21 protein-coding genes are annotated in these 26,188 nt (G+C 74.1%); 4 read left to right on the top strand and 17 right to left on the bottom strand.

All coding sequences use genetic code 11. The features are described 5' to 3' along the window. Positions 1-108: 108 nt before the first annotated feature. From K7787_RS02225 to pyrG, 6 genes are all read right to left on the bottom strand, one after another. On the bottom strand, positions 109-690 hold the full coding sequence (locus K7787_RS02225; protein ID WP_161282641.1) for a hypothetical protein: 582 nt from the start codon (positions 688-690) through the stop codon (positions 109-111). Continuing rightward, the gene (locus K7787_RS02220; RefSeq protein ID WP_078511996.1) at positions 675-1,811 is read right to left on the bottom strand and encodes a ParA family protein; all 1,137 of its coding nucleotides are present in this window, start codon (positions 1,809-1,811) and stop codon (positions 675-677) included. Before K7787_RS02220 ends, K7787_RS02225 begins: the two co-directional genes overlap by 16 nt. A 412-nt stretch (positions 1,812-2,223) precedes the next feature. Beyond that, complete coding sequence (gene ald, locus K7787_RS02215; RefSeq protein WP_043260638.1) at positions 2,224-3,348, bottom strand: alanine dehydrogenase; 1,125 nt, start codon at positions 3,346-3,348, stop codon at positions 2,224-2,226. 135 nt (positions 3,349-3,483) lie between these two features. Continuing rightward, positions 3,484-5,592, bottom strand: coding sequence for a tetratricopeptide repeat protein (locus K7787_RS02210; RefSeq protein ID WP_223000328.1), 2,109 nt, complete (start codon positions 5,590-5,592; stop codon positions 3,484-3,486). Positions 5,593-5,785: 193 nt separating this feature from the next. Further along, entirely contained in the window at positions 5,786-6,412 is a 627-nt protein-coding gene (locus K7787_RS02205; protein WP_164392684.1) for an NUDIX domain-containing protein, read from the bottom strand. A gap of 111 nt (positions 6,413-6,523) precedes the next feature. Continuing rightward, positions 6,524-8,191, bottom strand: a complete 1,668-nt coding sequence (pyrG, locus tag K7787_RS02200) for a CTP synthase (RefSeq protein ID WP_009187863.1) — start codon at positions 8,189-8,191, stop codon at positions 6,524-6,526. Positions 8,192-8,715: 524 nt separating this feature from the next. Here pyrG and K7787_RS02195 point away from each other — a divergent pair. Together K7787_RS02195 and K7787_RS02190 are read left to right on the top strand one after the other, a co-directional pair. After that, the gene (locus K7787_RS02195; protein ID WP_019986257.1) at positions 8,716-10,518 is read left to right on the top strand and encodes a glycoside hydrolase family 15 protein; all 1,803 of its coding nucleotides are present in this window, start codon (positions 8,716-8,718) and stop codon (positions 10,516-10,518) included. A gap of 319 nt (positions 10,519-10,837) precedes the next feature. Beyond that, complete coding sequence (locus K7787_RS02190; protein WP_169437928.1) at positions 10,838-12,469, top strand: PucR family transcriptional regulator; 1,632 nt, start codon at positions 10,838-10,840, stop codon at positions 12,467-12,469. A 12-nt stretch (positions 12,470-12,481) separates the two neighbouring features. Here the strand turns inward: K7787_RS02190 and K7787_RS02185 are convergent, their stop codons facing one another. The 6 genes from K7787_RS02185 to K7787_RS32225 form a co-directional block, all read right to left on the bottom strand. After that, positions 12,482-13,627 (bottom strand): glycosyltransferase family 4 protein, encoded by a 1,146-nt coding sequence (locus tag K7787_RS02185; protein ID WP_169437927.1) that lies wholly within the window; start codon positions 13,625-13,627, stop codon positions 12,482-12,484. A gap of 318 nt (positions 13,628-13,945) precedes the next feature. Continuing rightward, entirely contained in the window at positions 13,946-14,695 is a 750-nt protein-coding gene (locus tag K7787_RS02180; RefSeq protein ID WP_223000327.1) for a hypothetical protein, read from the bottom strand. A 19-nt stretch (positions 14,696-14,714) separates the two neighbouring features. Further along, the gene (gene recN, locus K7787_RS02175) at positions 14,715-16,457 is read right to left on the bottom strand and encodes a DNA repair protein RecN (protein WP_019986261.1); all 1,743 of its coding nucleotides are present in this window, start codon (positions 16,455-16,457) and stop codon (positions 14,715-14,717) included. 86 nt (positions 16,458-16,543) lie between these two features. Then, complete coding sequence (locus K7787_RS02170; RefSeq protein WP_009187868.1) at positions 16,544-17,467, bottom strand: NAD kinase; 924 nt, start codon at positions 17,465-17,467, stop codon at positions 16,544-16,546. Further along, a complete protein-coding gene (locus tag K7787_RS02165; RefSeq protein WP_223000326.1) occupies positions 17,464-18,279 on the bottom strand; it encodes a TlyA family RNA methyltransferase in 816 nt (271 codons plus the stop codon). The genes K7787_RS02170 and K7787_RS02165 overlap by 4 nt, the downstream gene beginning before the upstream one ends. A gap of 7 nt (positions 18,280-18,286) precedes the next feature. Then, a complete protein-coding gene (locus K7787_RS32225) occupies positions 18,287-18,682 on the bottom strand; it encodes a hypothetical protein (RefSeq protein WP_308036278.1) in 396 nt (131 codons plus the stop codon). A 42-nt stretch (positions 18,683-18,724) separates the two neighbouring features. On the opposite strand from K7787_RS32225, the gene K7787_RS02155 reads away from it, so the two are divergent. After that, the gene (locus tag K7787_RS02155; protein ID WP_009187870.1) at positions 18,725-19,072 is read left to right on the top strand and encodes an SCP2 sterol-binding domain-containing protein; all 348 of its coding nucleotides are present in this window, start codon (positions 18,725-18,727) and stop codon (positions 19,070-19,072) included. Here K7787_RS02155 and K7787_RS02150 read toward each other — a convergent pair. The 4 genes from K7787_RS02150 to K7787_RS02135 form a co-directional block, all read right to left on the bottom strand. Beyond that, positions 19,056-19,940 carry an ABC transporter ATP-binding protein gene (locus tag K7787_RS02150; protein WP_223000325.1) on the bottom strand — a complete coding sequence of 295 codons (885 nt, stop codon included), beginning with the start codon at positions 19,938-19,940 and terminating at the stop codon, positions 19,056-19,058. The genes K7787_RS02155 and K7787_RS02150 overlap by 17 nt on opposite strands. Positions 19,941-20,038: 98 nt before the next feature. Beyond that, positions 20,039-21,184 (bottom strand): FecCD family ABC transporter permease, encoded by a 1,146-nt coding sequence (locus K7787_RS02145; RefSeq protein ID WP_223000324.1) that lies wholly within the window; start codon positions 21,182-21,184, stop codon positions 20,039-20,041. Beyond that, on the bottom strand, positions 21,181-22,221 hold the full coding sequence (locus tag K7787_RS02140; RefSeq protein ID WP_043260642.1) for a FecCD family ABC transporter permease: 1,041 nt from the start codon (positions 22,219-22,221) through the stop codon (positions 21,181-21,183). Before K7787_RS02140 ends, K7787_RS02145 begins: the two co-directional genes overlap by 4 nt. A gap of 177 nt (positions 22,222-22,398) precedes the next feature. Then, a complete protein-coding gene (locus K7787_RS02135; RefSeq protein WP_223000323.1) occupies positions 22,399-23,427 on the bottom strand; it encodes an HAD hydrolase-like protein in 1,029 nt (342 codons plus the stop codon). Between the two features lie 73 nt (positions 23,428-23,500). Here K7787_RS02135 and K7787_RS02130 point away from each other — a divergent pair, with 73 nt between their 5' ends. Next, on the top strand, positions 23,501-24,793 hold the full coding sequence (locus K7787_RS02130; RefSeq protein WP_223000322.1) for a DUF1015 domain-containing protein: 1,293 nt from the start codon (positions 23,501-23,503) through the stop codon (positions 24,791-24,793). 84 nt (positions 24,794-24,877) lie between these two features. On the opposite strand, the gene K7787_RS02125 is transcribed toward K7787_RS02130, so the two are convergent. After that, complete coding sequence (locus K7787_RS02125; protein ID WP_223000418.1) at positions 24,878-25,723, bottom strand: tetratricopeptide repeat protein; 846 nt, start codon at positions 25,721-25,723, stop codon at positions 24,878-24,880. Positions 25,724-26,188 lie beyond the last annotated feature (465 nt).

The following is a 26,188-nucleotide window of genomic DNA, read 5'->3' as shown; positions in this document are numbered from 1 at the left end:
GGTGGGCGGGGGTGGGGCGCTCGTGCCCGGGCCCCTGCCCAGGGCGCGTCTGCGGCCCGGACCGGCCGGGGGAACGTCGTTCGAGGTCATGACCTCCGCAGGCTACCGCTACCGTCCGCGCAGGCGGCGTACGAGGATGCTGGCGTCCCCGCGGGTCTCCAGATCGGCGAGGACGACCGCTACCGCCTCGCGGACGATGCGCCCGCGGTCCACGGCCAGCCCGTGCTCGCCGCGCAGCACCAGGCGCGCGTGCTCCAGGTCCATCAGCTCCTCGGCGGAGACGTAGACCGTGATCTTCTCGTCGTGCCGTTCGCGCCCGCTGGGCCGCCGGGCCGCCGCCCGTCCACGCTTGCGCGGCGCGGCCGCCGCGGGGGCGGCGCCCTCCGGTGCGCCCGCCCGCCGCCCGGACCGCTCCGCGGCCTCCGTCGCGCCGCGGCTGCGGGACTCACCGGTCCCGCCCGCCTCCGCGTCGGCCGCCGCGTGCTCCGCGCCGTCCCCGTCGCCGCCCTGCGCGGGCACCGACTGCGGGGCGTCCTCCGCCGGGGCGGCGGAGGGATCGGCCTCCCCCGCGGGGGAGGGCACCCGGCCCTCGCCGCCGGCCTGGCGCCGGGGAGTGGACGCCTGGAGCGCCGTCCCCCCTGTCGTACGGAACAGTTCGTCGGCCCCGGGCAGACTCACTCGGCGTGACACCGGGCGAGCACCTCCCTGGCGAGCTGGCGGTAGGCGGCGGCGCCGACGGAGTTGGAGGCGTACGTGGTGATCGGCTCACCGGCGACCGTGGTCTCCGGGAAGCGGACCGTGCGCCCGATGACCGTGTGGTACACGTGGTCGTCGAACGCCTCGACGACCCGCGCGAGCACCTCACGGCTGTGCACGGTGCGCGAGTCGTACATCGTGGCGAGGATGCCGTCCAGCTCCAGCTCGGGGTTGAGGCGCTCCTGGACCTTCTCGATGGTCTCGGTGAGCAGCGCGACCCCGCGCAGCGCGAAGAACTCGCACTCCAGCGGCACGATCACCTTGTGCGCCGCGGTGAGCGCGTTGACGGTGAGCAGGCCGAGCGAGGGCTGGCAGTCGATGACGATGTAGTCGTAGTCGTCCATCAGCGGCTTCAGCGCGCGCTGGAGCGTCGACTCGCGGGCGACCTCGGAGACCAGCTGGACCTCGGCGGCCGACAGGTCGATGTTGCTCGGCAGCAGGTCCATGTTGGGGACCGCCGTCTTGAGCAGCACCTCGTCCGCGGACATGCCCCGCTCCATGAGCAGGTTGTAGACGGTGAGGTCCAGCTCCATCGGGTTGACGCCGAGACCGACCGACAGCGCGCCCTGCGGGTCGAAGTCCACGAGCAGCACCCGGCGGCCGTACTCCGCGAGCGCGGCGCCCAGGTTGATGGTCGACGTCGTCTTGCCGACGCCGCCCTTCTGGTTGCACATCGCGATGATCTTCGCGGGGCCGTGATCGGTCAGCGGGCCCGGGATCGGGAAGTACGGCAGCGGGCGTCCGGTCGGGCCGACGCGCTCACGGCGCTGGCGGGCCGCGTCGGGCGCGAGCGTGGCCGCGTACTCCGGATCGGGCTCGTACTCGGCGTCGGGGTCGTAGAAGTGCCCCTCGGGCAGTTCGTCGTAGTCGGCGAAGTGGTTGTGGGGCGCGCCACTTCCGTCGCCGGCCATGGCGTTCACGTGATGGCCATCCATGCTCTGGTGTCCTGGCTGGGTCACCCCTGGGAACCGGTGACCCTGGTGGGCTGCGAAGGTGCGCACAGCTACGGAGCCGACAGCCTCGAGCCCCGTGGAGCCCTGGCCCCGCGCAGGCATTCCTGGTTGACCACCCCCGGGAGAAAATGTCGACTCATTCACAAGTCGTCTTACCTCCTTGGTGACCAGGAAACTTCTAGACAGGTCAGCGTGGCACCATGCCGACGTTTGGCGACTCTATGGCGTGTCGGGCGTCCGCAGCAACACAATCCGCCGGACCCGGCCCGATGTGTCGGCAATGAAACATCCCCCTGTCAAGGGCGTACAACCGTCGCACAGCAGGTTTCACCGGTGCGTGAATCGGTCGAATGGTTGCGTTCGAGGCGAGTTGGCCGAGTGCGGCGAAGTGACCATACACACACCCGGCCGGACCTTGTCGGGCAAGGTCCGGCCGGGTGTGCGGGGTTGACGACACACGTTGACGTATCGCCTTGTGGCCCCTGGGGACTTGGCCGGCGGAGCGGCCGCGCGATCAGCCGAGCAGGGTCTCCAGCGCGACGTGCTCCAGGTTGTGCGCCTCGGCGACCTCCTTGTAAACGACCTTGCCGTCATGGGTGTTGAGACCCTTGGCGAGCGCGGCGTCGCGGCGCAGCGCCTCGACCCAGCCGTTGTTGGCGAGCGAGACGATGTACGGCAGCGTGGCGTTGGTCAGCGCGTAGGTGGAGGTGTTGGGCACCGCGCCGGGCATGTTGGCGACGCAGTAGAAGACCGATCCGTGGACCTTGAAGGTCGGCTCGGCGTGGGTGGTCGGGTGCGAGTCCTCGAAGCAGCCGCCCTGGTCGATCGCGATGTCGACAAGGACACTTCCGGACTTCATCCGGGAGACCAGCTCGTTGGTGACCAGCTTGGGGGCCTTGGCGCCCGGGATGAGCACCGCGCCGACGACGAGGTCGGCGTCCAGGCAGGCCTTCTCCAGCTCGAAGGCGTTGGAGACGACGGTCTGGATCTTCGTCCCGAAGATCTTGTCGGCCTCCTTGAGCTTGTTGATGTCCTTGTCGAGCAGGGTCACGTGGAAGCCGAGGCCGATGGCGATCTGCGCGGCGTTCCAGCCGGAGACGCCGCCGCCGATGATGACGGCCTTGCCGGCCGGCACGCCCGGGACGCCGCCCGGCAGCACGCCGCGGCCGCCCGCGGCGGCCATCAGGTGGTAGGCGCCGACCTGCGGGGCGAGGCGGCCCGCGACCTCGGACATCGGGGCGAGCAGCGGCAGCGCGCGGTTCGGCAGCTCGACGGTCTCGTAGGCGATCGCCGTGGTGCCGGACTCCAGGAGGGCGTCCGTGCACTCCTTGGAGGCGGCCAGGTGCAGGTAGGTGAAGAGGATCTGGTCCTTGCGGAGGCGGTGGTACTCCTCGGCGACCGGCTCCTTGACCTTCAGCAGCAGGTCGGCGGCGGCCCAGACCTCGTCGGCCGTCTCCAGGATCTCGGCGCCCGCGGCCACGTACTCCGCGTCCGGGATCGAGGAGCCGACGCCGGCGTTCCGCTCGACGACGACCTGGTGGCCGTTGCGCACCAGCTCGTGCACGCCGGCGGGGGTGATGGCCACCCGGAACTCGTTGTTCTTGACCTCGCGGGGGATGCCGACCTTCACGTCGATCACGGTCCTTGGCTCAGGGAATGTGGGGCAATACAAGACGTACCCCGGCATGCGGGGGCATACCAGGAGACACCGCAGGAGAACGAGCGGCAGAGCCAGTTTAATGAAGGTGTTCTCGCTGTCTAGCCTTTCATTGCATCAATCTTCAGCAGATGTGCTGCGGATTTCGCAGGCGTTAGCGCCGTGTTCCTGTGATGTGCCGTCCTGGCCGTCCTCCGCCGTGGATTCCTCGGCGGCGCCGGACGGCCGGATCTCGCCGGTGAGCAGACGTTCGGCGGCGCCCCGGTGCAGCGCCGCGGCGGCCGGATCGCCGAGCCGTTCCAGGGTGTCGGCGAGCCGCAGTTGGAGCGCCGCCTGGAGCCGTACGTCCTCGGCGCGGCGGGCCAGCTCGACGGCCTCCTGGCAGGTGCGCAGGCAGTCCTCGGGCCGCCCCGCGTACTCCTGGACCCGCGCCAGTTCGCTCAACGCCCGCGCGTGGGCGGCGACATCGCCGGCCTTGCGGTGCGCGGCGACGGCGGCCCGCCAGTTGCGCAGCGCCTCGCCGTAGCGGCCCGCGTAGGTGTGGGCGGTCGCGATCCGGCCGTACAGCCGGGCGGCGTCCTCGCGTTCGTCGCGGGCCAGGCGCTGCGCGAGGGCCCGGCCGAACCAGTCGGCCGCCCGGTCGAAGTCGCCCAGCTCCTGGTGGGCGCCGCCTACGGATTCCATCGCGCGGCCGGTCGCGTACGGGTCGTTCGCCGCGCGTCCGGCGTCCAGCGCGGCCCGGTAGCGGGCCAGGGCGTCGGCGGTGCGGCCGGTGCGGGCGTCGAGATCGGCGAGGTTCAGCAGGGCGGCGGCCTGCTCGCGGGGCAGATGGCGGCGCCGGGCCACGTCCAGGACCAGGCGGTGGACGCCGTAGAGGTCGCCGGCGGCGGCCTGGGTGCCGAGGTGGGCGACCATGGCCCGCACCAGCTGGGACATCAGCCGGCGGGCCAGGGTGTCCAGCTCCCCGTCGGCGACCGCGAGCCGGGCGGCGGCGAGCAGGGCGGGCCGGCGGGCGCGCAGCCACTCCTCGGCGGCCCGCGGGTGCGGGAAGCGCAGGCCGGGCGGCAGGTTCCCCAGCCGTTCGCGGGTCTCGGCGCTGTCGGTCTCGGTGATCGCCCGGCAGGACTGGAGCAGCCGTACGGTCCGCTCCAGCATCCTGGCCCGGGCCAGCTGCAGCTCGGCGGGGCGCTCCCGGCGCTCGGCCAGGGCCAGCAGCCCCGGGTGCAGACAGCCGGGCACCTCGTAGGCCGGCAGCGGCGAGGGCACGGCCCGCAGCAGGCCGAGGCCGGCGAAGTCGTCGAGCAGGTCCCGGGCGCTCTCCAGCGAGCAGCCGGCCAGCGCGGAGGCGGTCTGCGGGTCCACGTCGCCGGCCGGGGCGAGGGCGAGCAGCCGCAGCAGCCGGGCCGCGGAGCCGGGCAGGGAGTCGTGCGCGAACCGCAGGACGCGGTCGAGCGCGGCGCCCTCCTCCTGGTCGGCGTGCAGCTGCTTGGCGAGGTCGGAGACGGCCGCCTTGGGGTGGGCGGCGAGCCAGCCGCCGGCCAGGGTGAGCGCGGCGGGCTGGCCCTGGCACACCTCCACGAGGGACTCGGCGGCGCGCGGGTCCACCGTGATGCGCACCGGGTCGATGTGCTGCGCCAGCAGCTCCACCCCGGACTTGGCGTCCAGGCCGCCGAGGGTGCAGGGGCGGACGTCGGCGATGCCGGTGAGCGGGCCGCGGGAGACGGCGACGAGCAGGCAGTCGGCGTTGTCCGGCAGCAGCGGGTCGACCTGCTCGGCGCCGGCGGCGTCGTCCAGCAGGAGCAGCACCCGGCGCTCGGCGAGGGCGGTGCGCAGCGTCTCGGTCAGCTCGTCCTCGGCGGCGCCGGGCGGGACGGGCAGGCCGAGGGCGGCGAGCAGGTCGCCGGCGGCGCGCTCGACGGGGACGGGGACGCCGTCGGGTTCGGTGAGCCGGGTGCGCAGCACCCCGTCCGGGTAACGCTCGGCGACCTGCCGGACCAGTTCCCCGGCGAGCGCGCTGCGGCCGGAGCCGGGGCGGCCGGCGATGAGCAGCACGCGGGCGCGGGGGGCCTTGCGGCCGGAGATGGTGTCCAGGCCGGCGCGCTCGATGTCGGCGCGCAGCTCCTTCAACTCCCGTGTGCGGCCCAGGAAGAGGCTCGTCGTGGCCGCCGGTGACCGGTCGACTCCCGACAGGTTCACGCCGCCTGCGTCCACCGCCTGATCCGTCACGGGCCACACTCCCGTCCCACCGCACGCGCGAGCCCGCCGGATCTTCCGGTGCGGGCGTTCTCAGAGCCTAGTTCACGCTCTGCGACGTGCCGTGACGGGCGGCGCGGATACATCGCCCAATCGGATCAAGCGATCGTCACACCGGAAGGATGGTCCAGGGTCGCTTCCCGCTCAGGCCCCGAGGGGCCGGCCGTCAGGACGCGAACGGCCGGGCCGGCCAGGGCGCCTCGGCCGGGCGCAGGGCGTCCAGACCGGCGCCGCCGCGGGCCGCGACGAGGGAGAGCACGCCGACCACCAGGCAGCTGTTGTGCAGGTCGCCCGCGAGGACGCCCCGCACCAGCTCGTCCACCGGCACCCGGGCCAGCTCCATGTCGGTCTCCTCGTGCTCGGCCGCGAAGCGCTCCCCCTCCGCCTCCGACAGGTCCCGGGCGAGGAAGATCCGCACGGCCTCGTCGCAGCCGCCGGGGGTGGTGTACACATCGGTCAGCACCCGCCAGTCCTCCGCCTTGACGTGCGCCTCCTCGTACAGCTCGCGCCGGGCGGCGTGCAGCGGGTTCTCGCCGGGCACGTCGAGCAGGCCGGCCGGGATCTCCCACAGCCGCTCGCGCACGGGGTGGCGGTACTGCCGGATGACCAGCACCCGGTCGTCGGCGTCCAGGGCGAGGACGGCCACGGAGCCGGGGTGGACCTGGTAGTCGCGGCGGGCCACCGAGCCGTCGGGCATGACCACCTCGTCGGTGCGGACCGAGGTCTTGGCCCCGGTGAACGGGGTCTCGCTCCCCCGGATCTCCCACTCCTCCGGAGTGTCCTTGATCGTCATGCCCTGTCCTTCCCCCACGTGCCCACGGCCCGCGGATGCCGCCGCCTTACGGAAAACCGGGGTGCCCGCCCTCGGCAGGCGCGCACCCCGGCAACCGTACAGCCCGGTGTGTCAGCCGGCGATCTTCCGCTCGACCGCGGCCTTCACCAGGCCGGCGAAGAGCGGGTGCGGGCGGGTCGGCCGCGAGCGCAGCTCGGGGTGGGCCTGGGTGGCGACCAGGTAGGGGTGCACGTCGCGCGGGTACTCGACGTACTCGACGAGCTTGCCGTCCGGGGAGGTGCCGGAGAAGACGATGCCCGCCTTCTTCTCCAGCTCGGCGCGGTAGGCGTTGTTCACCTCGTAGCGGTGGCGGTGGCGCTCCTCGACGTACTCCTTGCCGTCGTACACCTCGCGCACGATGGAGCCCTCGGCCAGCTTGGCCGGGTACATGCCGAGCCGCATGGTGCCGCCCATGTCGCCCTCGCCGGCCACGATGTCCAGCTGCTCGGCCATGGTGGAGATCACCGGGTGGCCGGTGGCCGGGTCGAACTCGGTGGAGTTGGCGTCGGAGATGTCGGCCAGGTTGCGCGCGGCCTCGATCACGATGCACTGCAGGCCCAGGCAGAGGCCCAGCAGCGGGATCTTGTTCTCGCGGGCGTAGCGGATCGCGCCGACCTTGCCGAGGACGCCGCGGTCGCCGAAGCCGCCCGGGATGCAGATGCCGTCGACGTCGCCGAGCTGCTGCGCGGCGCCGGCCGGGGTCTTGCAGTCGTCGGAGGTGACCCACTTGATCTTGACGCGGGCCTTGTTGGCGAAGCCGCCGGCGCGCAGCGCCTCGGTCACCGACAGGTAGGCGTCGGGCAGGTCGATGTACTTGCCGACCAGGGCGAGGGTGATCTCGTGCTCGGGGTTGTGGACGCGGTCGAGCAGGTCGTCCCAGGTCGTCCAGTCCACGTCCCGGAACGGCAGGTCGAGCTTGCGCACCACGTAGGCGTCCAGGCCCTCGCCGTGGATGACCTTCGGGATGTCGTAGATCGAGCGGGCGTCGGGGCAGGCGACGACGGCGGCCTCGTCCACGTCGCACATCAGCGAGATCTTCCGCTTGATGGCGGTGGGCACCTCGCGGTCGCAGCGCAGCACGATGGCGTCCGGCTGGATGCCGATGTTGCGCAGCGCGGCCACCGAGTGCTGGGTCGGCTTGGTCTTCAGCTCGCCGGACGGGCCGATGTAGGGCAGCAGCGAGATGTGCACCACGAAGACGTTGTCCCGGCCGACCTCGTGGCGGACCTGGCGGACGGTCTCCAGGAACGGCAGCGACTCGATGTCGCCGACCGTGCCGCCGACCTCCGTGATGACGACGTCCACCTCGTCGGTGGCCATGCGCCGGATGCGGTGCTTGATCTCGTTGGTGATGTGCGGGATGACCTGCACGGTGTCGCCGAGGTACTCGCCGCGCCGCTCCTTGGCGATCACGGTCGAGTACACCTGGCCGGTGGTGACGTTGGCCGAGCCGTCCAGGTCGCGGTCGAGGAAGCGCTCGTAGTGGCCGATGTCCAGGTCGGTCTCGGCGCCGTCGTTGGTGACGAACACCTCACCGTGCTGGAAGGGGTTCATCGTGCCCGGGTCGACGTTCAGGTACGGGTCGAGCTTCTGCATCACGACGCGCAGGCCACGGGCCTTGAGCAGCATGCCCAGGCTGGAGGCGGTGAGGCCCTTGCCGAGCGAGGAGGCGACACCCCCGGTGACGAAGATGTGCTTGGTCGTCGTGGCTGTGCTGTTTCGGAAAGCAGCGGGCGGCATGGCCAAGAGGGGGCTCCCGTGGTCGCGAATTGTCGTGCGGTACGGCGGTCCGGCCCGGGGAACCCGGGTTTTCCGGCTGAGGCGCCGTCGCTGCGGTTCGGGGGTTTCGAGCCCACCGGTCCACGGGCTACCAGGGTATCAGCGCCGGACGGGTAGGGCTTCCGAGCACCCTCCGCACACGCGTCGTCAGCGGTGCGTGGCGGTCACGGGCTCCTCACCCGGCGCTCACCCGTTCGGCGCAGGCGGGTTGTCCGGAGCGGCACGCGGATCAGGTACGTGCGTCGTATCCTGCTCGGACACTCGCTGCCGAGCAGGGCCGGCAAGACGGCACCACCCCCGCCCGTACACACCGGAACAACGAGAGCTCGTCAGTTCGTTGAGCAATGGTTTGAGCAAGGTCCGTCGCCGTCCCCACGGCCGGCGGTTTGCCTCACCGCTCGACGCCGCATTACAACGACCCCTTGACCTCACCAAGCGACAGCCCCCATTTGCGGGGTGACGTGGCCGTTCGACTGGAGTTGCACGTGGCCGGGCGCATCGAAGACTACGCACTCATCGGAGACATGCAGACCGCTGCCCTGGTCTGCCGGGACGGCACGGTCGACTGGCTGTGCCTGCCCCGCTTCGACTCGCATGCCATCTTCGCCGGTCTGCTGGGCACCGAGGAACACGGCTTCTGGCGGCTCGGCCCCGCGTACCCGGCCGGCTCGGAGCCGCCCGCGGCCACCCGGCGCACCTACCGCGGCGACTCGCTGATCCTGGAATCGGAGTGGGACACCCCGCGCGGCACGGTCCGGGTGACCGATTTCATGCCCCCGCGCGACGGCGCCCCGCAGGTGATCCGCATCGTGGAGGGCGTCACCGGCCGGGTCCCGATGCGCTCGACCCTGCGCATGCGCTTCTCCTACGGCCGGGTCGTGCCCTGGGTGCACCGGCACGAGACGCGGACGGTGGCGGTGGCCGGCCCGGACTCCGTGTGGTTCGACACACCGGAGGAGACCTACGGCAAGTCGCTGACCACGTACGCGGACTTCACCGTCGCTCCCGGTGAGCGGATCGCCTTCACCATCTCCTGGCAGCCCTCGCACAAGGAGCCGCCGCCGCTGCCCGAGCCGGAGCAGTCGCTGGAGGCGACGGAGGAGTTCTGGCGCGAGTGGGTCGGGCACTGTACGTACCACGGCCCCTACCGCGAGGCCGTGGTCCGCTCCCTGATCACGCTGAAGGCCCTGACCTACGCCCCCACCGGCGGCATCGTCGCCGCCCCCACCACCTCCCTGCCGGAGGACATCGGCGGCGTGCGCAACTGGGACTACCGCTACACCTGGCTGCGCGACGCGGCGATCACCCTTTCCTCGCTGCTGCGCACCGGCTACCGCGAGGAGGCCCGCGCCTGGCGCGAGTGGCTGCTGCGGGCGGTCGCGGGCGACCCGGAGAACCTCCAGATCATGTACGGCATCGCCGGCGAGCGCGAACTCGGCGAGGCGGAGCTGGACTGGCTGCCCGGCTACGAGAACTCCGCCCCGGTCCGGGTGGGCAACGGCGCGGCGCACCAGCTCCAGCTGGACGTCTACGGCGAGGTCACCGAGGCCCTGCACCTGGCCCACATGACGGGCCTCGCGCGCAACGACTACGCCTCCCTGCTCCAGCTCAAGCTGATCCGCTACCTGGAGAAGCACTGGCAGGAGCCGGACGAGGGCATCTGGGAGGTGCGCGGGCCGCGCCGCCACTTCGTGCACTCCAAGGTCATGGCGTGGGTCGCGGTGGACCGCACGATCAAGCTGATGGAGTCCGGCGACGTCGACGGGCCGCTGGAGCGCTGGAAGGAACTGCGCGACGAGATCCACCGCGACGTGTGCGAGAAGGGGTACGACAAGGAGCGCAACACCTTCACGCAGTCCTACGGCTCCCGCGAGCTGGACGCGTCCTTGCTGCTGATCCCGCAGATGGGCTTCCTGCCGCCGGACGACAAGCGGGTCATCGGCACCATCGAGGCGATCCAGCGCGAGCTGTCCACCACGGACGGCTTCATCCTGCGCTACCCCACCGACGGCGACCACGCGGGCGTGGACGGTCTGCCCGGCGACGAGGGCGCGTTCCTCGCGTGCTCGTTCTGGATGGCCGACGACCTGGCGATGATCGGCCGCGTGGACGAGGCGCGCAAGCTCTTCGAGAAGCTGCTCTCGCTCCGCAACGACCTGGGCCTGCTGGCCGAGGAATGGGACCCGCGCCTCCAGCGCCAGGTGGGCAACTTCCCCCAGGCATTCAGCCACGTCCCCCTGATCGACACAGCCCTCCGCCTGACGGCGAGCGGGGCGTACGGAGGCTGAACCGCCCGCCTGCGGCTACGACCGCGTAGCCGCAGGCGCGCCACCATGGCCGCTCCCCTCCCCCGCCGTAGCTGCGGGCAATCGTGCCTCCCCCAGTGCCTCAACGGCCTGGGAGGTACCCCCAGGGCGGCACGGGTGGGCGCAGCGGCACCCCCTCAAGCGGGGCGAGCGCACCCCACCCCACGGCCACCCCAAGCTTTTGGGCGCCCGACCACTCCGGTCACCCCAAGCTCCCGCCCCGCCCACCTCCCCGCACCCAGAAGACTCCACCCGCCCAAGAACTCCCAAGCCGACAAACTTGCAGGTAGCGTCCGCTTTCATGGACCCTCGACCAGACACCGAGGGCGCCGGCATCACAGTCCAGCGCGCTCTCGAACTCCCCGGCCTCCGCAGCGGCCTCCCAGAGATCCTGGCGGGCGCGGACCGCCTCACCCGCACCGTCCGCTGGGTGCACGCCGGCGAGGTCCCCAACATCGCCTCCCTCCTCAAGGGCGGCGAACTCCTCCTCACCACCGGCTACGGCCTCGGCACCCGCCCCGCCGACCAGCGCGCCTTCGTCCGCACCCTCGCCGAACGCGGCATCGCCGCCCTCGTCGTGGAGCTGGGCCCCCGCTTCACCCGCCTCCCGGCCACCCTCGTGGAGACGGCCCGCACCGCCGGTCTCCCCCTCGTCCAGCTGCACCGCGAGGTGCCGTTCGTGGCGGTCACCGAGGAGATCCACACGGAGATCGTCAACGGCCACTACGCCCTTCTGCAACGCGCCGAGGAGGTGCACCGCCGCTGCACCGAGGCCCTGCTCGGCGGCGGCGGGGTCCCCCAGGTGCTGGCCGTCCTGGCCGGCGCCGCCGGCAACCCGGTCTTCCTGGAGACCCCGGACGGCCGGCTGCTGTACGCGGCCGGCCCCGGCCCCGAGGGCGCCGACCCGCTCCAGGTCTGGGAGGGGCTGCGCGGCCAGCACAAGGACACCCCGCCGCCGGCCGGCTCGGTCCTGGTGGACGTGCCGGGCGGCGGCCCTGGCACCGGCTCGGTCCGCGCCCGGCTCGTCCTGCTGCCGGTGCGCGCCCCGCTCGCCCCGGTGCACCGGATGGCCGCCGAGCGCGCGGCCGGCATCCTCGCCGTGGTGCTGATGCAGGCCCGGCAGGAGGAGGAACTGGCCGCGCGGGGCCGCGGCGACTTCCTCACCGACCTCGCCGAGGGCCGGATCACCGCCGAGAACGCCCCGGCGCAGGCCCGCGTCCTCGGTTTCAAGCCGGGCGCGAGCCCTCTGCTGCCCGTGGTGATGCGGCTCGGCGACACCCTGGCGCCCGGCGGCGGCTGGGCGGTGCTGGCCCGTGCGGTCGCCGAGGAGCTGGCCGCGGTGGGCGTGCCGGTGCTGCTGGGCGTGCGGCCGGTCGAGGGCCGGGTGCCGCTGCTGGTCGGGCTGCGCGCGGAGACGGAGCGGGCGGCGGTGGCCGACCGGGTCGCGGCGGCGTTGCGGGCCGGGGTGGAGCGGGCCGGGATGCACCGGCCGGGCGCGCAGCCCCCGGTGGTGGTGGTCGGGGTGGCGGGCGGCTGGGCGGCGGCCTCGGCGGGGCTGCGGCACGCGGCGGAGACGGCGACGGCGGCGCAGGGGCTGCCGGAGCGGCCCTGGTACGACGCCCGCCGCCTCGACATCGACCTGCTGCTGTGGCGGCTGCGCGACCATCCGGACCTGGCGGCCTTCGTGGACCGGGCGATCGGCCCGCTGCGCGACCACGACAACCGGTCCAAGCCGCCGCTGCTGCCCACGCTCCAGACGTATCTGGCGCACGCGGGCCGCAAGGCGGAGACCGCGCGCGAGCTGCATCTGAACCGGCAGACGCTCTACAACCGCCTGGCCCGGATCGGGGAGTTGCTGGGCACCGACCTGGACGACCCGCAGACGGTGCTGGCCCTCAGCCTCGCCCTGCGCGCCCGCCGGCACGTGCCGTGAGCAGCGTCGCGGTCAGGTGACGAACCGCTGTCCGAGCGGCCGGGGCTGGGTCAACTCGTCGTAGACGCTGAGCACTTGGGCGACGGTCTCGTCCTCGGTGGGCCAGGTGGCCGCCTGCAGGGCGCCCGACTCCCGCAGTTCCCGGCGGCGTTCGGGATCGCCGAGCAGGCGCAGGACGGCGGCGCCGAACGCCTCCGCGTCGCCGTGCGGGACGAGTTCGGCGGCGTCGCCGACGAGTTCGGCGATCCCGCCGGTGCGCGCGGCGACCAGCGGCACGCGCGCGTGCAGGGCCTCCTGCGCGAGCACGGAGCGGGCCTCCCAGCTGCCGGGCAGCAGCGCGAGGTCGGCGGCGGCGAGGAGTTCGGCGACGTCGTCGCGCCGGCCGATGAGCCGCACCGGCAGCCCCTCGTCCTCGATCCGCCGTTGCAGCGCCGGGCGCAGCGGTCCCTCGCCCGCGACGACGACCAGCGGCACGGGTTCGGCGGTGCGCCAGGCGCGGGCGGCGTCCAGCAGCAGTTCGTGTCCGCGGTGCGGGTCGAGGGAGGCGACGGCGATGAGCAACGGCCGTCCGGTCGCGCCGAGTTCGGCGCGCACCTTGGCGCCGGGGCGGTCCGGGCGGCCGGGCGCGGTGTGCGGGCGGGGCACGGCGACGGCGGCGAGCCGGGCGTCGCGCGCGCCTCTGCGGCGGGCCCGGTCGACCAGTTCGGAGGTGGTGCCGAGCACGACGGTGGCGGCCTTGACCGCGCGCCGCTCCAGCAGGCGCAGCAGATGCGCGCGGGGGCCGTCGGCGTGGGTGTGGTTGTGCCAGGTGACGACGAGCGGGGTGGGGCGGCCGCTGAGGGCGAGCGCCGCCCGGAAGGAGGCGTGCAGTCCGTGCGCGTGCACCAGGTCGGCGCCCGCGCAGGCGGTGCGCAGCGCGGCCACGGACACCGGGTCGCTGCTGCGCGGCACGTGGACGTGCTCGGCGCCGGCCGCGGTGAAGCCGTAGGCGCGGTCGACGTGTTCGGGGGCGCACACCGTGACCCGTACGCCCCTGGCGATCAGCCCGGCGGTCAGCGAGCGCACGTGCGCGCTGCTTCCGGCGTTGCCGCCGCCCAGCACCTGCACGGTGCGCAGCGGCGACTGACCGTGCGTTACGTGGCTGGTCACGGGGCTCACGCGGCCGGGGCTCCTGGTTCGGCGTGGGACGGTCGGCGCCGGTCGGTACGGCGTCGGGGCGGCTCGGCCGGCCGGCGTCGGCGGGTGCGGCGTCGGTCGGTCACGGGGAAACGTACCGAAGATCGTGCGGAAGGTCGCGGGCCGAGGGCCGGACCGCGCGCATCCGCTCGGCGTGCCGCCTCCTCCTCAAGGATGCCAGTACGCACGGGTGTTCCGGCGCCGACGGGTGGCGGAAAGCGCTCGGTGACGGTCCGACACGGCGCACCAGGTCACCCACATGAGTGAATGTGAGGTGCCGGGGGCGCGTGCGCCGGGCGCTCAGAGGGCGCGGGCGAGCCGGCTCACCCGGTCGCCGCACACGGCGGCGGCGACCACCGCGGCGGCGTGGGCGACCAGCCCGGCGCGTCCGTTGCACACCACGGCCGCCGCGCCGAGCGCCGCGCCCAGGGCGTGCGCCCCGGCGTCGCCGAGCATCTCGCGCTCCCCCAGGTCGTCGGGCAGGACCGCGGCGGCGGCCCCGGCGGCGACGGCGGACAGTCCGGCCCCGGGCCCGCGCCGCAGCAGTCCGGGCGCGGCGAGCGCGAGGACCGCCCCGGCGGCGCGGCCGGGGCGCAGATCCACCAGGTTCACGGCGTGCGCGGCCCCGGCGATCACCACGCCCGCGAGCACCTTGTCGGCGGGCCGTTCCTTCAGCGCCGCCCCGGCGGCCAGGGCGGCGGCGCCGATCCCGAACAGTTTCACCGCGCCGCTGGTGACCTCGCCGTCGCGCAGGGCCGTGAGATGGGCGCGGAACCCGCGCCGCGGATCGCCGGCCCCGGCCACGTCGTCGTAGGCGCCGCAGGCGCCGGCGGCCAGCACCGCGAGCCCGGCGGCCGGCCGGACGCGTCCGGCGGCGAGCGCCGCGCCGAGCGCGGTCGCGGGTCCGGCGTAGAGCCCGACGGTACGGCCCGCGTGGTTGGTCCGCTCCCAGCGTCCCCGGCCGCCGGGCGGCGCGGCGCGCAGCGCGGCGGCGAAGGCCCGGGTGAGACCGGCGGACAGGGCGAGCGAGGCGGCGGGACGGAAGATCATCCCGCCACCCTACGCAGCCCTACAGATCGGCCCGGGCGGTGGCCAGCAGTTCCTCGGCGTGGGCGCGGGCGGTCTCGGAGTCCTCCTGGCCGGCCAGCATCCGGGACAGTTCCCGGACCCGCTCCTCGCCCTCCAGCACCTTCACGCCCGACCGGGTCACCGAGCCGTCGTTCGTCTTCTCCACCAGCAGCTGCCGGTCGGCGAAGGCGGCGACCTGGGGCAGATGGGTGACCACGACGACCTGCGCGGTCCTGGCGAGCTTCGCCAGGCGCCGCCCGATCTCCACGGCCGCCTTGCCGCCGACGCCCGCGTCGACCTCGTCGAACAGGTACGTCGGCACCGGGTCGGTGCCCGCGAAGACCACCTCGACGGCGAGCATCACGCGCGACAGCTCACCGCCGGAGGCGCCCTTGGCGATCGGCCGGGGCGGCGCGCCCGGATGCGGGGCGAGCAGCAGTTCCACCTCGTCGACGCCGTTCGGGCCGTAGGCGACGGTCCGCCCGCCGACCTCCACGCCCTCGGGGTCCTCGGTCTGGCGGATGTCGAACGACACGCGCGCGTGCGGCATGGCCAGCGAGGCCAGCTCGGCGGTCACGGCGGCCGCGAACCGTTCGGCGGCCTCCGTGCGGGCGTCCGTCAGCGCCTGCGCCAGGCCTCCCAGCTCGGCCCGCAGCGCGTCCCGCTCGGCCGTCAGCTCCCCGATCCGCTCGTCGTCGGAGTCGAGTTCGGTCAGCCGGGCGGCGCTGTGCTCGGCCCACGCGAGCACGGCGTTCACGTCCTCGCCGTACTTGCGGGTCAGCCCGGTCAGCGCGGCCCGCCGCTCCTCGACGGCCGCCAGCCGCAGCGGGTCGGCGTCCAGGTCGTCGGCGTACCCGGCCAGCTCGCCCGCCACGTCGCCGAGCAGGATGCCGATCTCCCCGATCCGGTCGGCGAGGTCCGACAGGGCCGGGTCGTGGGCGCGCACCGCCTCCAGGGCCCGCTGGGCGCCCGCGACGAGGGTGGCCGCGTCGATGCCCTCGGGGTCCTCCGGGTTGCCCGCGAGAGCGGCGTGCGCGATCGTCGCGGCGGACGACAGCGCCTCGGCGTGCCCGAGCCGCTCGGCCTCCTCGGCCAGCTCCGCGTCCTCCCCGGGGCGCGGCTCGACGGCGGCGATCTCCTCCAGACCGTAGCGGAGCAGGTCGGCCTCCTGGGCCCGCTCCCGCGCGCGCGTGGTGATCTCCTCCAGCTCGGCGACCACCGCCCGCAGCCGCTTGTAGGCCCCGGTGTACTTGGCCAGCGGCACGGCGACGGCGTCGCCCGCGTACCGGTCGAGGGCCTGGCGCTGCCGGCTGAGCTTGAGCAGGCCCTGCTGGTCGGTCTGGCCGTGCACGGCCACCAGGTCGTCGGCGAGTTCGGCGAGCAGCCCCACGGGCACGCTGCGTCCGCCGAGGTGCGCCCGGGAGCGCCCTTCGGCGGAGACGGTACGGCTGATCAGCAGCGCCCCGTCGTCCAGCTCGGCGCCGGCCTCCTCGGCCCGGACCACCGCGGCGGCGCCCGGCGGCACGGCCACCCGGCCCTCCACGACGGCCTTGCCGGCCCCGATCCGCACGAGCGCCGGATCGGCGCGCCCGCCCAGCAGCAGCCCCAGACTGGTGACCACCATGGTCTTGCCCGCACCGGTCTCGCCCGTGACGGCGGTGAAGCCGGGTGACAGCTCGACGACCGCGTCGTCGATCACCCCGAGCGACCGTATCCGCATCTCCTCCAACACGACGACGACCATACGAGGTTTTGGCCGCCTCGTGCGACGCCGCCCCGCCCGAGGGGGGCGGCAGCCCCGTTCCAGCCGCACCGGCGACCGGGCGAACCCTAGTGCGGCGCCCCGCGCCAGCCGGAGACCGGCAGGGCGAACTTGGCGACCAGGCGGTCGGTGAACGAGGCGTGGTGCAGCCGGGCCAGCCGCACCGGCACGGCCCCGCGCCGCACCTCCACGCGCGCGCCCGGCGGCAGCTCCACCGTGCGCCGCCCGTCGCACCACAGCACGCCCGGCGGGACGTGCGGCAGCACCTCCACGGCCAGCACCGAGTCCGGCGAGGTGACCAGCGGCTTGGCGAACAGGGCGTGGGCGCTGATCGGCACCATCAGCAGCGCCTCCACCTCCGGCCACACCACGGGGCCGCCGGCCGAGAAGGCGTAGGCGGTGGAGCCGGTCGGGGTGGCGCACACGATCCCGTCGCAGCCGAACCCGGTGACCGGCCGGCCGTCGATCTCCAGCACGACCTCCAGCATCCGCTCGGCGGACACCTTCTGCACGGCCGCCTCGTTCAGCGCCCAGTCGGTGTGCACGATGTCGCCGTTGCGGTGCACGACCACGTCGACGGTCATCCGCTCCTCGACCTCGTAGGCCCGGCTGACCACCCGGTCCACGACCTTGTCGAGGTCGTCGCGCTCGGCCTCGGCGAGGAACCCGACCCGCCCGAGGTTCACGCCGAGCATCGGCACCCCGGAGGCGCGGGCGAACTCGGCGCCGCGCAGCAGCGTGCCGTCACCGCCCAGCACGATCAGCAGCTCGCACCCGTCCAGGCACTGCGGAGTGGCCTCGGCGACCAGCTCCACCTCGCCCGGCAGCGGCAGGTCCCGCGCCTCCGCCGCCAGCACCCGTACGCCGATCCCGGAGCGCAGCAGCCCCTTGACCACCAGTTCGGCACTGCGGACGGCGGCCGGCCGCCCGGTGTGCGCCAGCAGGAAAACGGTACGCGCCCGGGTCTGTGTCCGAGCCTGAGTCTGTGTCAACGCGGCCCCTCCGCCACTGCACGGTCAACATCGGCCGGGTCCAGGGCGGGCGCCCCGGCACGCAGCCACAGAAAGTACTCGACGTTGCCGGAGGGTCCGGGCAGCGGACTCGCGGTGACACCCCGCACCCCGAGCCCCAGCTCCCACGCCCTGCCCGCCACGCCCCGCACGGCCTCCGCCCGCAGCTGCGGACTCCGTACGACACCCCCGCTGCCCAGCCGCTCCTTCCCCACCTCGAACTGCGGCTTGACCATCATCACCAGGTCGGCGTCCGGCCGCACGCACCGCACCAGGGCGGGCAGCACCAGTCCGAGCGGGATGAAGGACAGGTCGCCCACGACAAGGTCCACAGGTTCTCCGTCGATCGCCTCGAGCGTCAACTCACGTACGTTCGTACGGTCCTTGACGGTGACGCGTTCATCCTGCTGGAGAGACCAGGCGAGTTGTCCGTATCCGACGTCGACGGCGACGACGTGCGCGGCGCCCGCGCGCAGCAGCACATCGGTGAAGCCGCCGGTGGACGCGCCGGCGTCCAGCGCCCGCCGCCCTCGGACGACGAGCCCCTGCGGCACGAAGGCATCCAGCGCCCCGGCCAGTTTGTGGCCGCCGCGCGAGACGTAGTCGGGGTCGCTGTCGTCGGTCCGGACGACGATGGCGGCGGCGGTCTCCACCTGGGTGGCGGGCTTGGTCGCGACGGTCTTGCCGACGGTGACCCGGCCGGCGGCGATCAGCTGGCTGGCGTGCTCGCGCGAGCGCGCCAGCTTGCGGCGGACCAGCTCCGCGTCGAGACGGCGACGTGCGACTCCTGCCACGTTCTGTTCAGCTCCTGTGTCGGTACGGCGGTGCGGGGGCCGGGGAGCCCGGGCGGGCGTCGAGCGCGGTGAGCGCGTCGCGCAGCCCCCGGTGTACATCCTCGTACACCGCCACATGCCCCTCGGTGGCGAGGTGGTCGGCGTCGCCGAGCCGCTCCAGGGCCGCGTCGACGCCGGGGTCGCCGGTGGGGGTGCGGGGCACGTCCAGCGGGGCGGGCGCGGCGGGGCCGGCGTCGGGGTCCGGCAGGCCGGGGACGGTCCCGGTCCCGGGAAGGCCGGGGGCAGTCCCGGGAAGGCCGGAGCCGGGAGGGCCCGGGGCGGGGTCCGGACGGCCGGGGGCGGCCGGCGCGCGGCCGTCCGCCGGGTGCGGCGGGACCTCCGTCCCGGTCACAGAGTCGTTCATGCCCCGACGCTACCGCGAAGCCCTGGGGTACCGTCGGTCGCGATGGCCACGATCGAGGAGTGCCGTGCGGCACTCGAGAAGCTCTCGGACACCATGGCGAACGCCGACGGGGACGTGCGCGACGCGGCGGCGCTGGACCGCTCGGTCAGCTGCCACATCACGGACCTCGACGTCACCTTCGTCGGCCGCCTCACCGGCGGCCGCATCGACGTGCGCGACACCGTGCCGGGGCCGCCGCCCGAGAAGGCGCAGATACGGCTCGCCATGAGCGGCGACGACCTGGTCGCGCTGGTCGGCGGCGCGCTGAACTTCGCCACCGCCTGGGGCACGGGCCGGGTGAGGCTGGAGGCGGGTCTGCTGGACCTGTTCCGGCTCAGGAAGCTTCTGTAGCGACGGCGGAGGCTTCCTCGGCGCCCTCCGCGGCCCCGGCCTTTCCCGGGGCCTCGGCAGCCCCGCCCTTCCCGGCGCCCGACCGGGCCTTGCGCGCCGCCGGCACCACCAGCGGAGTCCCGGTCTCGGGGTCCTCGATGACCTGGCAGCGCAGCCCGAAGACCTCCTCCACCAGCTCGGCGGTGACGATGTCGCCCGGCGCGCCCTGGGCGACGACCCGGCCCTCGCGCAGGGCGACGAGGTGGGTGGCGTAGCGGGCGGCGTGGTTGAGGTCGTGCAGCACGGCCACCAGCGTGCGCCCCTGCTCCTCGTGCAGCTCGGCGCACAGGTCCAGGACGTCGATCTGGTGCTGGATGTCCAGGTACGTCGTCGGCTCGTCCAGCAGCAGCAGCGGCGTCTGCTGGGCGAGCGCCATGGCGATCCACACCCGCTGGCGCTGGCCGCCGGACAGCTCGTCCACGTACCGCTCGGCGAGCCGGGCGATGCCGGTGCGCTCCATGGACTCCCGGACGACCCGCTCGTCCTCGGCCGACCACTGGCGCAGGATGCCCTGGTGCGGGTAGCGGCCGCGGCCCACCAGGTCGCCGACGGTGATGCCGTCCGGCGCGATCGAGGACTGCGGCAGCAGCCCGAGGGTGCGGGCGACCTTCTTGGCGGGCATGGACTGGATGACCTGCCCGTCCAGCAGCACCCGGCCCTCGGCGGGCCTGAGCATCCGCGAGAGCGCCCGCAGCAGGGTGGACTTGCCGCACGCGTTGGGGCCGACGATCACCGTGAAGGAGTGGTCGGGGATCTCCACCGACAGCTGTTCGGCGATCACCCGCTGGTCGTAGGCGAGGGTGACGTTCTCGGCGGACAGGCGGCTCACGGTGCTCCTCGGATCGTTCACTGCGGTGGTGCGGGCGCCCGTCGGAAGCGCCTTGCTGCCGGGGGCGCTCGGCACGGGCGCCGTCGTGCCCCGGGCGCTCATATACGGCCCTTCCTGCGTTCGGTGACCAGCAGCCACAGCAGGTAGACGCCGCCGAGCGCGCCGGTGACCACGCCGACGGGCAGCTGGTCGGCGCCGAAGACACGCTGCGAGGCCCAGTCGGCGACCACCAGCAGGGCGGCGCCCATGCACAGGGAGGGCACGAGGTTGGGGCCGGGCGAGCGGGTCAGCCGCCGGGCGAGCTGCGGCGCGGTCAGGGCGACGAAGGAGACGGGGCCCGCGGCGGCCGTGGCGGCGGCGGTGAGCAGCACGGCGGAGCCCATCAGCAGCAGGCGTACCCGCTCGACGCGCACGCCGAGGGCGTACGCCGTGTCGTCGCCCATCTCCAGCATCCGCAGCCCGCGCGCGTTGGCGAGGACCAGCGGCAGGAGCACCGCGCCCAGCACCAGCAGCGGCCGCACCTGGGTCCAGTCGCGGCCGTTGAGGGAACCGCTCATCCAGACGACGGCGCGGGCCGCGTCCACGAAGTCGGCCTTGGTGATGAGGTAGCCGTTGACGGCGGTGACGACGGCGTTGACGCCGATGCCGACCAGGACCAGCCGGTAGCCGTGCACGCCCTGCTTCCAGGCGAGGAAGTAGATCGCCAGCCCGGTGACCAGGCCGCCGGCGAGCGCGCCGAGGGTGACGGCGGTGGCGCCGCCGGAGGACAGGACGATGACGACGAGCGCGCCGGCCGACGCCCCCTGGGAGAGGCCGAGGACGTCCGGGCTGCCGAGCGGATTGCGCGCGACGGACTGGAACAGCGCGCCGCCGAGCCCGAGGCAGGCGCCGACCAGCAGCCCGACCAGGACGCGCGGCAGCCGCAGGTCCCGGACGATGAAGTCCTGTCCCGGCTTGCCCTGTCCGACGAGCGCCCTGAGCACGTCGGAGGAGGAGATCGGGAAGTCGCCGGTGCCGATCAGCAGGACGCTCGCGGCGAGCGCGGCCAGCGCCAGCAGGACGACGACGGTGAACGCCCGTACGTCCACGCGGAGGGAGAGCCCGCCCGGGGTGCGGACGGCCCGTGCGGTGCGCGGGGGGCGTTCGGTGCGAGAGGAGTGCGCGGTGCGCGGGGAGTGCGCGGTGCGCGGGGAGCGCGCGGTGCGCGGGGAGTGCGCGGTGCGCGAAGGGTGTGCGGTCTTCACAGCTGGGCCGTCCTCCGCCGCCGTACGAGCAGGATGAACACCGGGCCGCCGATGATCGCGGTGACGACCCCGACCTGGACCTCGGCGGGGCGGGCGACGATCCGCCCGATCACATCGGCGCCGAGCAGCAGCACCGGCGACAGGACGGTGGCGTACGGCAGGACCCAGCGCAGGTCGGGGCCGGTGAAGGAGCGCACGACGTGCGGGACCATCAGGCCGACGAAGACGATCGGGCCGCAGGCGGCGGTGGCCGCCCCGCACAGCACGGTCGCGGCGAGCATGGCCAGCGCCCGGGTCCGGTTCAGATTGGCGCCGAGGGCGCGGGCGGTGTCGTCGCCCATCGCCAGCGCGTTGAGCGGGCGGGCCAGCAGCAGCGCGAGGAGCGTGCCGGCCAGCAGGAACGGCAGCACCTGGACGATGGTGGCGTTCGTGGCCGAGGCCAGCGAGCCGACCGTCCAGAAACGCATCCGGCCCAGCGCCGCGTCGTCCATGATCATCACGGCCTGGAGATAGCCGTACAGGGCGGCGCCGATGGCGGCCCCGGCCAGCGCGAGCCGGACGGGGGTGGCGCCCCGGCTGCCGCCGAGGAACCACACCAGCGCGCCCACGGCCGCCGCGCCGAGGAACGCGAACCAGACGTAACCGCTCAGGCTGGTCACGCCGAAGTAGGTGATGGCGGTGACCACGGCGGCCGACGCGCCCGCGTTGATGCCGAGGACCCCGGGGTCGGCCAGCGGATTGCGGGTGAGCGCCTGGAGCACCGCACCGGACAGTCCGAGGGCGGCCCCGGCGAGCAGTCCGAGGACCGTGCGGGACAGCCGCTCGCCGACCACCACGTCGGCGTACGTCCCCGAGTCCTGGAAGAGTCCGTGCCAGACCTGGGCCAAGGACAGCTCCTTGGCCCCGACGGCGATGCTCACCAGTGCGACGAGCACCAGGACCGCTGCGGACAGGACGAGCCCGGCGGCTCGCGTCCCGCGGCGGGACGGGGGCGCGGCGGCTGCGGCGCGCTCTTCGGGGGGACTGTCGACCAACACGCAGTTAGGTTAGCCTACCCTCGTCAACTCTCCGCTGCCGCGTACCCGTCCCGGGGGACGGCCGGAGCGCTCCCTTCCGAGCGACGGCCGAAGCGCTCCCGCCCCGAGGAACCGCCGGGTGCCCCGCGGGGCCGGACGGCCACCCGGCGCCCACGGAGCCACGGCCGTACGCCCGGCTCACAACCCCAGTCGCGCCAGCGCCTTCGCCGCGTCCAGCCCGCACGCGCTCTCGCCGCCCGCCGTCCACGCCGCCGCGCACAGCGCGCGCAGTCCGTCCAGCGGCTGCCCGTCGCCGGCGAGGTCCAGCCGGTCCTCCCCCGCCGACGCCGTCCATCCGCCGCACCGGAAACCGTCACCCTCTCGGGTGATCTCCGGCTGCCCGGTGAGCAGCCCGCGCAGATCCGCGTCGACATACGTCGGCCGGTGCCGCGGCGGCGCGGCGAGCAACTGCGCCCCGTCGGTCACCCCGGTCAGCACGAGCAGCGAGTCGACCCCGCCGTTGAACGCGCCCTCGATGTCCGTGTCCAGCCGGTCGCCGACCACCAGGGGCCGCTTGGCGCCGGTGCGCAGGATCGTCTCGCGGTGCATGGGCGGCAGCGGCTTGCCCGCCACCTGCGGCTCGGCGCCCGTGGCGATCCGGACGACCTCCACCGCCGCGCCGTTGCCCGGAGCGATGCCGCGTGCGCCCGGAATGGTCAGGTCGGTGTTGGACGCGAACCACGGCACCCCGCGGCGCACGGCGTAACAGGCCTCCGCGAACCGCCCCCAGGGCAGCTCCGGTCCGCCGTAGCCCTGGACCACCGCCGCCGGGTCGTCGTCGGCCGACTCCACCGGCTCCAGCCCGCGCTCGCGCAGCGCGACCCGCAGCCCCTCCCCGCCGACCACCAGCACCCGCGCCCCGGCGGGCACCTGGTCGGCGATCAGCCGGGCCACCGCCTGCGCCGAGGTCACCACGTCCGACCCGGCCGCCGGTATGCCCAGCTCGGTCAGGTGCGCGGCCACCGCGTCCGGGGTGCGCAGCGCGTTGTTGGTGACGTACGCGAGCCGCATCCCCCCGTCGCGGGCCGCGGCCAGCGAGTCCACCGCGTGCGCGATGGCGTCACCGCCCGCGTACACCACCCCGTCCAGATCGAGCAGGGCCGTGTCGTACGCCTCGCTCAGGGCCTGCCCACTGCCCTCGGGCCTCGTCCTGACGCCCTGGCTCATTCCGCATCGCTCCTCATGAAACCGGCTTTCCTCCGATCATCCCCCATGCCACCGACACACGTACGATGCCGGGATGAACACAGCAGGTCACACACCGGCAACACCCCGCCGAGGCCTGGAACTCACCCCGTTCCGAGGCCTTCGCTACGACCCCGACCGGGTCGGCAGCCTGGCCGCGGTGACGTCCCCGCCCTACGACGTCGTCGTCCGCCCCGACGGCCTGCACCACCTCCAGTCCGCCGACCCCCACAACATCGTGCGGCTGATCCTGCCCCAGGCCGGCACCCCCTCCGCCCGCAACGAACAGGCCGCCGACACCCTGCGCCGCTGGCTGTCCGAGGGCGTCCTGACCACCGACCGCGAGCCGGCCCTGTACGTCTACGAGCAGTGCGACGGCGACGGCATGCTGCAACGCGGGCTGATCGGCGCGCTGCGCGTCTGCGACCCGGACGAGGGCGTCGTGCTCCCGCACGAGGACGTGATGCCGCACATCGTCGAGGACCGTGCCGCCCTGATGCGGGCCACCAGCGCCAACCTCGAACCGCTGCTGCTCACCTACCGGGGCAACGGCTCGACCGCCGCCACGACCGTCGTCCTCGAACGCACCGCCGAACAGCTTCCGCTGCTGGCGACCACCACCGAGGACGGCTTCAGCCACCGCCTGTGGGCGATCACCGACCCGGCGGACGTGACGGCCGTCCAGGAGGACCTGGTCGAGCACCAGGCCCTGATCGCCGACGGCCACCACCGCTGGGCGACCTACCGGCGGCTGCGCGCGGAGCACCCGTCCCCCAGCGCCTGGGACTACGGCCTGGTCCTGCTCGTGGACACCGCCCGCTACCCCCTGCGGGTGCGTGCCATCCACCGCCTGCTGCACGGCCTGCCGGTCGCGGAGGCGCTGCCCGCGCTGGACGGCCTGTTCCGGGTACGCCGGCTGGACGTGCCGCAGGCCGAGGCCCTGACCGCGCTCGCGGCGGCGGCGGAGGCGGGCAACGCCTTCCTGCTCGCCGGCGACGGCTCCTTCCACCTGGTGGACCGCCCGGACCCCGCGCTCCTGGCCCGCACGGTCCCCGCCGACCGGCCGGAGGCCTGGCGCACCCTGGACGCGACGGTCCTGCACGCCACGCTCCTGGCGCACATCTGGCACATCCCGGAGGACGACCCGACCCGTATCGCCTACATCCACGACACGGCGGCCACCGTGCAGAAGGCGGAGCACGACGGCGACACGGCCGTCCTGATGCACCCGGTGCGCGAGGAGGTCGTACGGGACCTGGCCCGCCAGGGCGTCACGATGCCCCGCAAGTCGACGTCCTTCGGCCCGAAGCCGGCGTCGGGACTGGTGCTGCGGGCGCTGGATCTGTGAGGCACGACATGGAGAAGGGGCGGGCCCGATCGGGCCCGCCCCTTCTCCATGTCGTCTCTCCCGGGTCATCTCTCCCGGCGGGACTCAGTCCTCGTCGGCCTCGGCCTCGGCCTTGTGACCGACCTCGGACTCGGACTCGGACTCGGCCTCAGTCTCGGCCGCGTCGCCCGGCGCGGCGGCGTGGCCGTCGGCATCGGCCTTGTCTTCGGCCTTGTCCTTGGTGTCGAACTTGGCGTCGCCGTCCTCGGAGTCGTCGAGGGCGTCGGTGAACTCGACGCCGTCCAGCTCGGCCAGACGGTCGGAGGCGTCGGTGCTGCCGTCGCGGTCGGCCTCGACGGCCTTGGCGAACCACTCCCGCGCCTCCGCCTCACGGCCGACGGCCAGCAGCGCGTCGGCGTAGGCGTACCGCAGCCGCGCGGTCCACGGCTGCACGGAGTTGGAGGCCAGCTCGGGGCTCTGCAGCGTCACGATGGCCGCGTCCAGCTGCCCCATGTCGCGCCGGGCGCCGGCCGCGACGAGCCGCATCTCCACCTGCCCGGCCTTGTCGAGCTTGTGCACCTCGGGCGCGCCGGCCATGTCCAGGGCCTTCTCGGGCCGGCCGAGACCGCGCTCGCAGTCGGCCATGACGGGCCACAGGTCCACGTTGCCGGTCATCCGGCGGGCGGCCCGGAACTCGGCGAGCGCCTCGCTGTACTTCTGGCTCGCGTAGGCGGCGAAGCCGGCGGCCTCCCGTACGGCGGCGACGCGGGACGCCAGTCGCAGGGCGATCCTGGAGTAGGCGTACGCGCCCTCGGGGTCCTCGTCGATGAGCCGGGCGACCATCACCAGGTTGCGGGCGACATCGTCGGCGAGCGTCTTGGGCAGGCTCTGCAGCTCCTGCCGGACGTCCTTGTCGATCTCCTCACCGGTGACCTCCTCGGGGATCGGCAGCCGCTTGATCGGCTCGCGGTCCCGGTCGCGCTCGTCGCGGAACCGTCCGCCACCGCGCCGGTCGTCACGGCGGTCGTCGCGCCGGTCGTCCCGCCCGCGGAAGCCACCGGGACGGCCGCCCCGGTCGTCACGGCGGGGACCGCGCGTGCCACGGTCGTCACGGCCGCGGAAGCCGCCCCGGTCACCGCGCTCGCCGCGGTCGCTCCGGCCGCCCCGGTCGTCACGACGGTCGTCACGGCGGAACGCCGGACGGGCGTCGTCACGGCGGAAGCCACCGCGGTCACCGCCGCGCTCGCCACCACGGTGGTCGTCGCGCCGGTCATCACGGCGATCGTCGCGCCGGTCGTCGCGGCGGAAGGGCGGGCGGTCGTCGTTGCGGCGGTACGAGGGGCGGTCGTCGTCACGGCGCGGGGCGGGACGGTCGTTGTCACGGCGGAAAACCCCCCCCCCCCCCCCCCCGGCGTC

The sequence above is a fragment of the Streptomyces sennicomposti genome, from assembly GCF_019890635.1.
Lineage (GTDB): Bacteria > Actinomycetota > Actinomycetes > Streptomycetales > Streptomycetaceae > Streptomyces > Streptomyces sennicomposti.
Note: the sequence above shows the minus strand (reverse complement) of the source record. Positions and strands in the feature narration are given on the sequence as shown.

Coding starts and splice junctions, on each gene's coding strand:
- K7787_RS02180 (WP_223000327.1), bottom strand. CDS start 14,695: ATGATCTTCCGTCCCGCCGCCTCGCTCGCCCTGTCCGCCGGTCTCACC.
- K7787_RS32225 (WP_308036278.1), bottom strand. CDS start 18,682: ATGAACGACTCTGTGACCGGGACGGAGGTCCCGCCGCACCCGGCGGAC.
- K7787_RS02135 (WP_223000323.1), bottom strand. CDS start 23,427: ATGAGCCAGGGCGTCAGGACGAGGCCCGAGGGCAGTGGGCAGGCCCTG.
- K7787_RS02155 (WP_009187870.1), top strand. CDS start 18,725: ATGGCCACGATCGAGGAGTGCCGTGCGGCACTCGAGAAGCTCTCGGAC.
- K7787_RS02130 (WP_223000322.1), top strand. CDS start 23,501: ATGAACACAGCAGGTCACACACCGGCAACACCCCGCCGAGGCCTGGAA.
- K7787_RS02190 (WP_169437928.1), top strand. CDS start 10,838: ATGGACCCTCGACCAGACACCGAGGGCGCCGGCATCACAGTCCAGCGC.
- K7787_RS02205 (WP_164392684.1), bottom strand. CDS start 6,412: ATGACGATCAAGGACACTCCGGAGGAGTGGGAGATCCGGGGGAGCGAG.
- pyrG (WP_009187863.1), bottom strand. CDS start 8,191: ATGCCGCCCGCTGCTTTCCGAAACAGCACAGCCACGACGACCAAGCAC.
- K7787_RS02220 (WP_078511996.1), bottom strand. CDS start 1,811: ATGCCTGCGCGGGGCCAGGGCTCCACGGGGCTCGAGGCTGTCGGCTCC.
- recN (WP_019986261.1), bottom strand. CDS start 16,457: ATGGTCGTCGTCGTGTTGGAGGAGATGCGGATACGGTCGCTCGGGGTG.